A 12,767-nucleotide genomic window follows, 5' to 3' on the forward strand; every position below is an offset into this window, starting at 1 on the left:
TACTGTGCCATAAAATTTATTATTTGTAAAGTATTGATTTTAAAGAAGCTTTTAAAACCGCTTAAAAAAAGTAGTGTTCGATAATGAACAGTTGACCGTTCGAAAGCGGACAGAAAAAATACCACATGAGAAAAAAACAAGCCCAAATATTAGTTGTTGACGATCAGGAAGAAATTCTTTTTTCGGCAAAAATGATTCTCAAAAAGCATTTTGAAACGATTTTTACGACTAATAATCCTAAAAAGATTATTTCAATTTTAAATGAAAATGAAATAAATGTGGTTTTGCTCGACATGAATTACCGAATTGGTTTTGAAGATGGACGCGAGGGAATTCATTGGCTGAAAGAAATTAAAACACTTTCGCCGCAAACTATTGTTATTTTAATGACGGCTTTTGGTAAAATTGAAACTGCAGTCGAAGGCATTAAAATAGGAGCTTTTGACTATGTTCTAAAACCTTGGAATAACGAAAAACTCCTAGAGACAATTGATAAAGCTGTACTTGAAAGCAGAAAAAACAGCAAGAAAACATCTTCTGATAAAAACGAAAAGACAGAAAAGAAATACTTTGTAGGCACTTCTGCCAAAATAAAGCAAGCCTATTCTATGGCTGAAAAAGTAGCCAGAACAGATGCTAATGTTTTGATTTTGGGCGAAAATGGAACTGGTAAATATGTGTTTGCTGAGTTTATTCACCAGCATTCAGACAGAAAAGAGCAGCCTTTTGTGCATGTAGATTTGGGTTCGTTAAGTGATAATTTGTTCGAAAGCGAGCTTTTTGGTTATGCAAAGGGAGCTTTTACAGATGCCAAAATTGATACGCCTGGCCGTTTTGAAAACGCTTCAAACGGAACTATTTTTTTAGACGAAATAGGAAATATTCCGCTGCATCTTCAAGCTAAATTACTTCATGTTTTACAGACTAAAACTGTTACGCGTCTGGGAGAAAGTAAGCCTAGACCTTTAAATGTTCGCGTGATTGCTGCAACCAACAGCGATATAAAAACAGAAGTAAAAAACAAGACTTTTAGAGAAGATTTGCTTTACAGGATTAATACAATGGAAATAAGTTTGCCGTCTCTTCGCGATCGAAAAGATGATATTGTTCCAATGGCTAATTTTATTCTAGAACAAGTCGCGGCAAAATACGATCATGGTCGCGAAGCTTCGGGATGGCATTTTGATGATAATGCAGCGCCATATTTAGAAAAATATCCATGGAAAGGCAATGTGCGCGAAATGGAAAATAAAATTGAACGCGCTTTGATTTTGGCTGAAAACAACACCATTTCTGTGCTCGATTTGGATATTTTGGATTTTGAAGAAATTCAGGAAAATGATGAAAATCCATTATCCGAAATGGAAAAAAGTGCCATCGAAAAAGCATTATTCAAACACAACGGAAATATCAGTAAAACTGCCGAAGAATTAGGTTTGTCGCGCGCTGCCCTGTACCGAAGAATCGAAAAATATGATTTAAAGAATTAGACTTAGATTAGGTTTTGCCACAGATTTAGAAGAATAAAAATGATTATAATGCTGCGAGGTTTAGATTTAATTTAGGTTGGTAATTAAAATCAATCTTTTTTAATCCTTTAATCTGTGGCAAGAAAAAATAAAACATGAAGAATTGGAAGTTTTATAACGCTTTGTTTGTAAGGGTTTTGTTTATCATGACATTGTTTTTGTGCAGTGTTGTACTGCTCTACAAGGGATTTAGATTCAATGCGATTCTAGTTGGTTTTTTTGTCTTAGTCTTTCTTTTCGAAATGTATTTTTTTGTCAAGAACCAATTATTGTTTTATGACAAAACGATAAACTCCATTTTGCACAATGATTTTTCTACGCATTTTCAGGAGGAACATAAGCAAGAGAATTTCAATAGTTTATATCTTTTGTATGATACTTTAAAAGTTCAAAGACAGGAACAGACTTCCAAAGAGTTGATTTATCGTTCGATATTAAACAGTATCGACACTGCAGCTTTAATTTTGGAAAAAGAAAACGATACTTGGTCGATTTTTATAATGAATGACTGCTTTTCCAACTTATTCAAAGTGCCAAAAGTGAGTCATTGGAAATACCTTAAAAATTATCTTCCTGCGCTTTGCAGTGAAATTGAAAATGTTGGTTTTACAGAATTGAAAACCGCGATTTCAATAAAAATTGAAGATCAGGATCTGCAGACTTTTATGCTTCAGACTTCTCATACAACCACTTATGACAAAGAATATTTTATTATTTTATTAGACAGTATTCAGCGCGTTATTGAGAAAAAAGAAAAGGAAGCGTGGATTAATTTAATGAAAATTATTTCGCATGAACTAATGAATTCCCTAACGCCGATTCGTGCGCTTTCGCAGAATTTACTTCATATTGTAGATCAGGAAAAATTAGAGGAAGATGATTTTGAAGACATTAAAAGCAGTATTTCTACCATAATAAACCGTAGTGATCATTTGCAGGTTTTTGTAGAAAATTATAGAAAACTAGCCATGCTTCCAACACCCAATAAGCAGATGACACCCATTAACGCGCTCTTTGAAGATTGTCTGCGTATTATGAGTCCGATTTTGAAAGGGGAGGGAATCGAATTGATTAATGAAATTAATAGTTCCCGTTCTATTTTAATAGATAAAAACCAGATGGAACAGGTGCTTATAAACTTGATTACAAATAGTATTCATGCTTTAAAAGAGAAAACGGAAAAGAAATTAATATTGTCCAGTTATACCGAAAACAATCGTTTTTTTATTGTAATTTCTGATAATGGAAGAGGAGTAGATCCTGAAATTCGAGACAAAGTTTTTCTTCCATTTTTCACAACCAGAAAAGATGGGGCAGGAATTGGTTTAACGCTTTCTAAAAATATCATCGAAGCACACGGCGGTTATTTAAGCTATCAAACAGATGCTGAAAAAACCGATTTTGTTATTTGCTTGATCTGATTTTTCTTGAACCATATAAGTGATATGAGTTCATTTAAACGTTGCGTATAAATTTTACGCAAAGTTATTGGTATTTAATCGCGCAAAGACGCAGAGTCGCAAAGGAAAACTTAAAAAGGAAAACTTAAAAAGGAAAACTTAAAAAGGAAAACTTAGCGACTCTGCGTCTTTGCGCGATTAATTCATAAAGTAAAGCAAACTTAAAACGAACTTATGTGGTGAAATTAAAGTTCAACCTCTGGCTTCCAAAAATGTTTTTCGAGATCTATAATTTGGTTATTGACAACTTTAATGCCTTCGTTTTCTAAAAGCTGCTGCATTAAATTAGTGCCGTCAAAATGATGTTTTCCTGTCAAGAGGCCTTTTTGGTTTACTACTCTGTGTGCAGGAATATCGTCCATATTATGGCAGGCATTCATTGCCCAGCCAACCATTCTGGCAGAACGCGCAGCTCCTAAAGCTTTTGCAATTGCACCATAAGAAGTTACTTTTCCGTATGGAATTTGTCTTGCGATTGTATAAACTCTTTCGAAAAAATTTTCCTCAGTCATTATTTGTTTTTTATCGCGTATTAGATTCAAGTTTCACGCAGATTTTGCAGATTTTCGCAGATTGAAATTGAATAAAATTTAATTAATCTGCAGGATAAATTGAAAAAATTATTCACCACAAATTAGAAAAATCATTTTATCCTTTCAATCGGTGGCTATAAAATTATCCGAAATAATAGTTCAGAATATTAAAAAGAGTTACAATAGCAATCAGTCCCGTAATACTTCCGATTATGGTATTCATGTTCCGCATTAAGTAATCGGTTTTCTTTTCAATTCTTCCGAAGAAAGCAATGTAGCTGTATAAAACGGCAAATGAGCCTATAACCGAACCCAGTACAAATGTGAAGATGATATTGTTTTCGAATACAAAAAGATGATACGAAGCCAAAGTGACACTTACTACAACATAATACGGAATTGGAAAAAAGTTTAAACTGGAAAGCAGCATTCCGAGAAAGAAACGACTTTTTTTGCTGCTCTTCTTTATCTTCGATTTTTTCTTGGTTATCGGGTCTTTTGCAATAAACAAAAAGTAAATTGTTAGAATAGAAAAAATAACAAAACCTACTTCGCGCAAAAGCGTTACCACATCTGGGCGGTTGTCAATTACACGAGCAAATAAAACAGCTACGTAAACTTGGAAAAAAATAACCAAAACGGCACCAATAACAAACCAAAAAGCATTCTTTTTTCCTTCTTTCAAGTTTATTTTGGCAGCTGTCATGTTGATTAATCCAGGCGGAATAATCCCAATGGCGGCGGCGATAAAACCTGAAAGTAATGGAGTTAGATATACCATTCAGTTGTTTAAGTGGTTAAAAGTTAGCTTTTGGAAACTAAATTAGTCTTTAATTTTGAAACGAATATACGTAATTGCCTTGTTAATTTCTAAATATTGTTTCTCATAAAATGTCTGGATTGAAGTTACAACTTCTGGGCTTCCTTCATTTTTGTAAACATTATGGTTGGCATATAATACTTCGTGGCCTTCACCATGAAGCAGTCCAAGCGTATATCCGTGCATAAATTCGCTGTCGGTTTTAAGGTTTACGACACCATCTTTTTTGAGGATTTTTTTGTACAATTTCAAGAACTCAGAATTCGTCATTCTGTGTTTCGTTCTTTTGTATTTAATCTGCGGATCTGGGAAAGTAATCCAGATTTCGTCTACCTCATTCTCAGCAAAAATATGATCGATTAATTCGATTTGAGTGCGGACAAAGGCAACATTATGCAGGCCGTCTTCAACAGCAGTTTTAGCACCACGCCAGAAACGAGCACCTTTAATGTCAATTCCGATAAAATTTTTGTCTGGGTATTTTTCTGCTAATCCAACAGAGTATTCACCTTTTCCGCATCCTAATTCTAAGATTAACGGATTATCGTTTTTAAAGAAATCAGAATTCCATTTTCCTTTTAAAGGCATTAAATCGCCAACAACTTCTTCTCTGGTTGGTTGAAAAACGTTTTGAAATGTTTCGTTTTCTCTGAATCTCTTAAGTTTATTTTTACTTCCCACTTTTTACAAAAATTTTCCGCAAAATTAAGGAATATAAACGAATGGATAAGATGTAATTGCGGTTTAAATTTTTTTAGCCACAGATTTTAAGGATTTTTCTACAATCTATGAGAATCTTTAAAATCTGTGGCAAATATTTTTAACCATAGTGAGGTTCTGTAATTGGCTGTGCTTTTGGATCAAGAGATTCATCGTGCTGTGATAAATCCAGTCCGATGTGTTCTGATTCTTCAGAAACCCTTAACGGAATAATGAAATTGGTTACTTTAAACAAGAAATAAGCTCCGAAGAAAGTAAATACAGAAACCAATACCAATGCCATCATGTGATGTCCAAAAACATTCCAGCCTCCGTGAAGTAAACTAGCTTTTTCTCCGTGAGCAAATATTGCTGTTAAAATCATTCCCATAATTCCACCGACACCGTGACACGCAAAAACGTCAAGTGTATCGTCAAATCTTTTTGAATATTTACAGTTTACAGCCGTGTTAGAAACCAAAGCCGTTACAAAACCGAAGAACATACTTTCTGGTACAGAGATATATCCCGCAGCAGGTGTAATGGCAACTAAACCAACAACCGCTCCGATGCAGGCTCCTAAGGCAGAAACTTTTCTTCCGTTCATTCTATCAAAGAAGATCCAAGTTAACATTGCGGCTGCAGATGAGGTTGTAGTAGTTGCAAAAGCCATAGCGGCAGTTCCGTTGGCAGCAAGAGCAGAACCAGCGTTGAATCCGAACCAGCCAAACCATAGCATTCCTGTTCCTAATAATACAAACGGAATATTGGTTGGAATATGCTGGCTGTTTTTTCTTTTTCCTAAAACAATAACACCAGCCAAAGCTGCAAAACCAGAACTCATATGAACTACAGTTCCTCCAGCGAAATCTTTTACTCCAAAATAACTTCCTAAAACTCCAGTTGGATACCAAACGGCGTGACATAAAGGAGCGTATATAAAAATTGTAAATAAACTGATAAAAACTAAATAAGAAATAAAACGAACACGTTCTGCAAACGAACCCGTGATAATTGCCGGACAAATAATCGCAAATTTCATTTGGAACAAGGCAAAAAGCATAAACGGAATCGTACTTGCCAAATTTTTATGAGGCAGAACCCCAACATAATCCATAAAAGCAAAAGTAGTAGGATTGCCGAAAAAGCTGTAAAAATGATCTCCAGAACCAAAACCAACCGGATCTCCAAAAGCGAGGCTAAAAGCTACTACAACCCATAAAAGCGTTACCACACCTAAGCAGATAAAACTTTGAAGCATTGTCGAGATCACATTCTTTTTGCCCACCATTCCGCCGTAAAAGAAAGATAATCCTGGTGTCATGATAAGAACCAGACAGCTTGAAGTAAGCATCCAGGCAACATCAGCAGGTACAATATTGTCTATCGTTCCAAATTCTGATAGCACATAACTATTTTCTGTTACTGTTGGCCAAAATGCACCGATAGTGCAAACGACACTGATCATGATAAAGGAAATAATCCAGCGTTTTTCTATTTTCATTTTTAAAATACTTTGTTAACCCTATTTTTTTTGGGGTCAAAGTTAAAAAAAAATAAAGATTCTTGTTTTTAAGGCTGTTAAAATAGAGGTGTGTGTTTCATTTTGATTGATTTTTTAAAATACGGGTCATTTTTTTGACAGTATCTTATTTTAAAGTTACAAAAAAGCACAGTTTTTATCGAATTTATTAAAATTAATTTCTCAATACGTTTCGTAAAGTGCTATAAAAGTTATGTTTATAATAACAAAAGCCTAAAATGTTTTATTTCTTCTGAAGCTTTGCTATTAAAGCATCTTCAATTGGTGTTTTGATTTTAGTTACAGCATCAACTTCATCATTCGGAATTGTCATGGATAAAACATAGTGCTGAATTTTCCATTCTTTCCCCACTTTTACCAAAACTCCAGAACCGCGGCAGATTTTCATTTGAGTATCCAGCAATTCATCAAACCAAGCTAATTTTCCAGTTTTGTCAAAAAAGATATGACGTTCCAAAGCTTTAAAATTCCAAGTTGTTCCTTTGTCGAAAAAAGGTTTTGCCCAAATTGCAAATTCTTTTTTAGTCCAATTTTCGGTTGCATCCGTTCCAATGTAAATCGCATCATCTGTCAAAGTACTAAAATAAGCGTCATATTTTACCTCGCCGGCAGCTTTATGCCAAGCATCTAGCGTTTTGTTAATTTGATCTTTGTCGGTTTGCGCATTTGCAAAAGAAGTGACTAATAATAGAAGTAAAAGTGTTTTTTTCATGATAATATTTTATTTGAGTTTAAAGGTATAATTTTTTGAAACATATAGTGATATAAGAAAATTAAAGAAAACGAATTATTGCCACAAAGGCACCAGCGCGCAAAGTTTATTTTAAGATTCTCGGCGACTCTGTACCTTTGCAGCTTTGCAACTTTGTCCCTTACTAAATTATCTCACGTTTCTTATATGTTGTAATCGCGAAAAAACAATTATATTTGAGAGATTTTAAAATACCACCCCAATGAATTCAAAATTACTTATAAGTTCACTTGCTATAACTTCGCTTTTATTTGTTTCTTGTAAAAAAGAATTAGAGCCGCAGGAAAGTACAGCATCTTCTGAATTGGTAAGATTAGGACTTGCAAAAGATACTACAAAAACTGCTGCGCCGGTTGTGCAAACTCCTGCAGCAAATCCGAATACGGTTTTGAGCGACAATAAAGGACTTAATCCAGCACACGGACAGCCGGGACATCGTTGCGATATTGCAGTTGGAGCACCTTTGAATTCTGCACCGACACAGCAGGTACAAGCGGTTCAAGGACAAGCAGTTCAGGGACAAACTGCACAAGTAACTCCGAATCAAAAAAATGTGGTTACGACTACTACAACAACGCCTGTTAAAACTGCAAAAGGCATGAATCCGCCGCATGGACAACCAGGACATAGATGCGATATTCCTGTTGGAGCACCGTTGAATTCTCCTGCTGCCAAAACTACAGCGTCCACCACAAATGCAGCGCAAAGCGGATCTGTTACTCAGAATTTTACTGTAACGCCTCCGCCATCCAATACAGTTCCAGCGTTATTAAGCACTGAAAGTGCAGGGCAGGACACAGCAGTAGCAGACGGAATAAATCCAGCGCACGGAAAACCCGGTCACCGTTGTGATATTGCAGTTGGAGCGCCGCTGCCAAAATCTTAAAAGAAGAATCAAACTGATATAAAACAAAAAAGACGTTTCTAATTTGAAACGTCTTTTTTTATGATTGTAAAAACCCAAATATTAATGTGCTTTTATTTTTTCGAAAGTTGTAGTCAACGATTTTTTGACTTTAGCCAAAGCGCCGCTAAATGCTTTTTCAAGTGTATCTGCGTGTTCTGTAACAGTGATTGGCTGTAATTTTACAGGACGAACCTCGATTACACATTTTTTGTCCTGCAGACTGAATTTTTCTCCATTTTCATCTCCAAAATGAACTTCGATACGGGTTATTTTATCTTCAAAACGCGCTAAACCTTTTTCTAATTCTCCAGAATAGTAAGCTTCTAATCTTGCATGTCCCTCAATGTTTTTGTCGGTGTTGATTTGTACTTTCATAACGGATTATATTTAATGATTGTTTCTCAAATCTATCCATTTTAAAAGGAAAAGCCAAGTGAGTTAAGGAAATATTATGAATTTTGAGAGATTTATTTTTCAATTTTGTAATTTAGATTGCAACTTAGAATCTCTAACCTTTAATAAAGAAAAAACTTACAAATTATTTTTGTTTTCGTATGTTTGTAGTTCCTAAATGCAAAAATATATGAACAAAAAAAAATTATTGCCCGTGTGGTATGGTGGCGGTATTGGAAACAATCGCAACGCTCTTTGCAGCGTAGGACACCTAATCTATGCGGGTTTTATATTTCCTAAATGCAAAATTATGAGTACAACAACCTTTTCTAAAGAAACCCAATTAAGGTTAACTGAATTCTTCAATAATTCAATTGATGTCAAAAGTATGGCAAAAAGCATTCGACAAGTAAATTATATTCTTGCCTTAAATGTAATGCACGAAACTGAATTTCTGCAGCAAGAAAATATCAATCTGGATGAAAGCTTTTATTGGCTGAATAAATTGGCGGAGATTCTGGATCCTTATTTGGATGTTGAATGATTATAGAAATTGGAAAAAGCCACTTCACAGTGGCTTTTTATTGTTATTTACAGTACAACTTGTTTATTGAAAATTGTATCTAAATGATGTTCTAAAAATTCTTTTCTTGGTAAATATTTTTGAGCTTTAATAATTTCTTGATTCTCAATTGGAGCAAAATATTTATGAAAGTATTCGCTGTTCTTTTTCTCTTTAAGAGAATCGGAGAATATGATTTTATGTTCAACATTAATTCCAATTAATCCTTTATCGAAAGCTTTGTCATAAAGTGCGGAAAAACAAATTCCATTTTCAGGCTCTAATCGATATTTTTCATTAGCCGACCAAGGAACTATATGACTGGCAAATAATAATTCGGGAATATCAATGCCTGTAATTGCACATTTATTTGCGTAATTTGTTAAAACTATTTTTCTAAAAACACATTGATTTACTCTTGTTTTTACTTCACGAATTACAGTTTCTCCTTTTAAATCTTTTAAATCGATAAGAAGGTCTTTGTATTTATTTTCAATAGAAGTATTTTCTTTTGAAGCTAAGATTTCTTCACTTTTAAATAGTAGTTCTTCTTTGTCGTTAAAAAATTCACTCCATATTGGTTTTACTTGATTCATTCCGTTTTTTAAACCTCCAATGCCTCTTTGCTGGTGAAACGGATCTATACTTGCAAAATTAGAAAGTCTCATCGCTACTGCACTTGGAGTTCTGCCTATAATTCCAGATAATCTTATTATGTCAGGGTTTTTAGAATGTATTTTTCCAAATTCAATTGTAAGATATAAGTTAAAGGCGAGGATAAGTTCATCTCGCGTCCAAAGAGTTTTTTGTGGCATTTTTGGATAATTTGTTCTTCAGTAAATATAAAGAATAAATCATAATTACGACTTGTCGGAAAAAGAGTCTAAGCTCGGGTGTTTTAAAGTATTGTATTCAATCAAGTAACTTCTAAACGAAAAAATTATCCTCATCCGTTGGAACTGGCTCATCTTTCATAAACAATTCGAAAGAACCAATAGGAGCGAAGTCAATATGAATTAAAGTATAATCATTTTTATTTCGCCATAAGCGAAGAGAATCCGTGCCTTTTTTTTGCAGCCATTTACGAGTTACAGGTTCACGTTCTTTTAGTCCCAATACATCTACAAGCAACCATTGACCTAATGCCGATTGTCCGTATCTTTTGCCGTTTTCATCTTTTATAATATTACTTCCTGACTGCAGACCTTTCATGTTATCTTGCGTAACTAATGCTGGAATAGTTTTTCCATTTGGAAGTTTTAAAGAAAAATGAACTTCAGGTTTTTCATCTGCAGGACCATTGTAATTTTCTTTAATTTTTTCAAATTCGAAGATATTTGAGGTGAAAAAATCAGGATGTTTTCTATGAAACTCTCTCGGAATAGGAACATAAATTTCATTTAAAGGCCTTGGAGTGCTACTGCCTTTGTTTTTAGAAGCGGCATTCCATGCATTTAATCCAGACTTTTCTTCTACTTCTTTAGATTGATAAGAATATAATGGTAAATAAACTTCAACTATATCTGGTTCAGCAGTTTTTGAAGTTTCAATAATGTCAAAATAAGCTTTTAACAGAAAGGAAAAAGGATCCTCAATAATCTTTACATCAAATTTATTGAGCGTTAGAGTATTGTATTTTTCACAATCAAATTTCTGCCATATTTGAGAATCGGCAAATGTATATCTGTAATCTTTATTTCCGTCAGACCACGATAAAGCAGATGATGTTGCGCTGCAATCTTTAAGTTTATTTACATCAATTAACGGATACGCGCATTCATTTATGGTGAAAATACCTTTGTCACGAGTTATATAATGGTAAATATTTTTGTCTTCTGATAAACCTAAGCGTTCATAATCACTTTTCATTCTTTGATTTTTAATCTCAGAAATTTTGTAAGCTAATGAATGCAAATCATCACGATACTCATTTATATCATTTTGATAGCGCTTAAGCTGCATAACTTTTTGGAAAGAAGGTTTGCTTCCCATCCAAGTTTTTAAACCAATTCCAATTCGGTTGTCGCCAAAAACAGAAAGTACATCATGCGGCGTGTTTCCAATATCTACGTTTTGGCTATTGAAGATTTTTGTAAAAACAGTTTCCTGAAATTTAGAATCGAGATAAGGTATTAAATCCCCTTGTTTTTGACGAAACAAATTAGACAATGCTCCGTAAACCTGCAAAAACTTTACATATTCGTTTCTTTGTTCAATGGGAAATTGTTCCCAAATGCTCATGGCAGTAAAACATTTAAAATCTCTTGGCTTATCCTCTCAATCAAAGGCGTAGTAACCGAATTCCCAGCCTGCATGTACAATTTGCTATTGGCAATATTAGGCAGAATATATTTGTCCATTGGATATCCTTGAAATGCAAAACATTCTTTTGGCGTTAATTTTCGAATTCCGTAATCGTCTAAAATAAGCGGTACATTATGACCTCCTGTTCCCATGTTTGCGGTTAGGGTTGGACACACCTGACTTTTATTTTCCCTTACATAAACTCTTCTCCATTGATAAATTGTATCTTTTGAAGTTATCGTTTTTTCTAATTCAGGGTAATATTGGTGGTCTTTTTTATAATAAAGATTATCGGCTTGTTTTCCTTTTTCTAAAATATCGTGAATTGTTCTCGTTAAAGGTATTGCTTCGGGAAATTTAAAATCGCCATGATTCGGAACTTGTTCTTTATCAAATGCAATAATAAAAATTCGCTCTCTATTTTGCGGAACATTCGCGTGCGTAGAAGAGTTCAAAACTTTAGTGTACGCTTTGTAACCCAGCTTTTCTTCTAAGATTTCTAAAATTACCTTAAACGTATTTCCTTTATCGTGCGAAACTAAATTTTTTACGTTTTCAAGAAAAACTACTTTCGGTCTTTTGGTTTCAATAATTTTTTCAAGATCAAAAAACAAAGTTCCTCGCGTATCGTGAAAACCTTTTCTATTGCCGGCTATTGAGAAAGCCTGGCATGGAAAACCCGCACACAAAATTTGAAAATCGTCTGGAATATAATTTTTGATGCTCTTTTGGGTAATGTCACCAAATGGAAATTCACCAAAATTAGCTTGATAGGTTTTTTTAGAATCAGGATTCCATTCACTTGTATAGACACATTCACCGCCAATATTTTGCAGCGCAATTCTAAATCCGCCAATTCCGGCAAATAAATCTATAAACTTAAAATCGGATTTTTTAGAAGTTTTAAAAGGAACATTTTCTACTTCAGATTTCAATTGTTTTACGGCAGGATCAGCAAACAAGTCAGTGTTCTTTTTTCCATTTTTTTCCGCAGCAATTTCATTTAAATAAGTCAGCGCTTCTTCTTCGTAATGATTTTTTACGTCATTATGAAGATTATGTAAATAATGAGTTATAACAGCTTTTTTATTGTCTTCTTCTTCTAAAGTTCTAATTTTAAGATTTTTATCGTCGAATTTTTCAATACTTGTTTTTTCTGCTGCCTTCATTTTTTTCGCTAAAATTATAAGGTGCAATTTATAAATAATAATCCGAAATCGGGAATTATATTTTTGCTCAAAAGATCCTGACTCCGCTTCCAAAAGG

The 12,767-nt window shown here is 34.0% G+C and carries 13 protein-coding genes; 4 read left to right on the forward strand and 9 right to left on the reverse strand.

All coding sequences use genetic code 11. The features are described 5' to 3' along the window. The first annotated feature begins 125 nt into the window (after positions 1-125). Complete coding sequence (locus HYN86_RS06085) at positions 126-1,490, forward strand: sigma-54-dependent transcriptional regulator (protein WP_113677234.1); 1,365 nt, start codon at positions 126-128, stop codon at positions 1,488-1,490. A gap of 134 nt (positions 1,491-1,624) precedes the next feature. Further along, on the forward strand, positions 1,625-2,950 hold the full coding sequence (locus HYN86_RS06090) for a sensor histidine kinase (protein WP_113677235.1): 1,326 nt from the start codon (positions 1,625-1,627) through the stop codon (positions 2,948-2,950). Positions 2,951-3,174: 224 nt separating this feature from the next. Here the strand turns inward: HYN86_RS06090 and HYN86_RS06095 are convergent, their stop codons facing one another. From HYN86_RS06095 to HYN86_RS06115, 5 genes are all read right to left on the reverse strand, one after another. Beyond that, positions 3,175-3,501, reverse strand: a complete 327-nt coding sequence (locus HYN86_RS06095; RefSeq protein ID WP_113677236.1) for an MGMT family protein — start codon at positions 3,499-3,501, stop codon at positions 3,175-3,177. 163 nt (positions 3,502-3,664) lie between these two features. Continuing rightward, positions 3,665-4,303: a LysE family transporter gene (locus HYN86_RS06100; RefSeq protein ID WP_113677237.1), complete on the reverse strand. Its 639-nt coding sequence runs from the start codon at positions 4,301-4,303 to the stop codon at positions 3,665-3,667. Between the two features lie 42 nt (positions 4,304-4,345). Further along, the gene (gene trmB, locus HYN86_RS06105; protein WP_113677238.1) at positions 4,346-5,023 is read right to left on the reverse strand and encodes a tRNA (guanosine(46)-N7)-methyltransferase TrmB; all 678 of its coding nucleotides are present in this window, start codon (positions 5,021-5,023) and stop codon (positions 4,346-4,348) included. A gap of 139 nt (positions 5,024-5,162) precedes the next feature. After that, positions 5,163-6,545, reverse strand: a complete 1,383-nt coding sequence (locus HYN86_RS06110) for an ammonium transporter (RefSeq protein WP_113677239.1) — start codon at positions 6,543-6,545, stop codon at positions 5,163-5,165. A 262-nt stretch (positions 6,546-6,807) separates the two neighbouring features. Then, a complete protein-coding gene (locus HYN86_RS06115; RefSeq protein ID WP_113677240.1) occupies positions 6,808-7,296 on the reverse strand; it encodes a nuclear transport factor 2 family protein in 489 nt (162 codons plus the stop codon). A 241-nt stretch (positions 7,297-7,537) separates the two neighbouring features. Here HYN86_RS06115 and HYN86_RS06120 point away from each other — a divergent pair, with 241 nt between their 5' ends. Continuing rightward, positions 7,538-8,221, forward strand: a complete 684-nt coding sequence (locus HYN86_RS06120) for a hypothetical protein (protein WP_113677241.1) — start codon at positions 7,538-7,540, stop codon at positions 8,219-8,221. 81 nt (positions 8,222-8,302) lie between these two features. Here HYN86_RS06120 and HYN86_RS06125 read toward each other — a convergent pair whose 3' ends face one another. Next, positions 8,303-8,617: an HPF/RaiA family ribosome-associated protein gene (locus HYN86_RS06125; protein WP_113677242.1), complete on the reverse strand. Its 315-nt coding sequence runs from the start codon at positions 8,615-8,617 to the stop codon at positions 8,303-8,305. 208 nt (positions 8,618-8,825) lie between these two features. Here HYN86_RS06125 and HYN86_RS06130 point away from each other — a divergent pair, with 208 nt between their 5' ends. Further along, positions 8,826-9,179: a hypothetical protein gene (locus HYN86_RS06130; RefSeq protein WP_317048547.1), complete on the forward strand. Its 354-nt coding sequence runs from the start codon at positions 8,826-8,828 to the stop codon at positions 9,177-9,179. A 47-nt stretch (positions 9,180-9,226) separates the two neighbouring features. Here HYN86_RS06130 and HYN86_RS06135 read toward each other — a convergent pair whose 3' ends face one another. The 3 genes from HYN86_RS06135 to dcm form a co-directional block, all read right to left on the reverse strand. After that, positions 9,227-10,012 (reverse strand): HNH endonuclease, encoded by a 786-nt coding sequence (locus HYN86_RS06135; RefSeq protein WP_113677243.1) that lies wholly within the window; start codon positions 10,010-10,012, stop codon positions 9,227-9,229. A gap of 112 nt (positions 10,013-10,124) precedes the next feature. Continuing rightward, positions 10,125-11,438, reverse strand: coding sequence for a phospholipase D-like domain-containing protein (locus tag HYN86_RS06140; protein ID WP_113677244.1), 1,314 nt, complete (start codon positions 11,436-11,438; stop codon positions 10,125-10,127). Next, positions 11,435-12,670: a DNA cytosine methyltransferase gene (gene dcm, locus HYN86_RS06145; protein ID WP_113677245.1), complete on the reverse strand. Its 1,236-nt coding sequence runs from the start codon at positions 12,668-12,670 to the stop codon at positions 11,435-11,437. The genes HYN86_RS06140 and dcm overlap by 4 nt, the downstream gene beginning before the upstream one ends. Positions 12,671-12,767: the final 97 nt, after the last annotated feature.

The organism is Flavobacterium fluviale (assembly GCF_003312915.1).
GTDB lineage: Bacteria > Bacteroidota > Bacteroidia > Flavobacteriales > Flavobacteriaceae > Flavobacterium > Flavobacterium fluviale.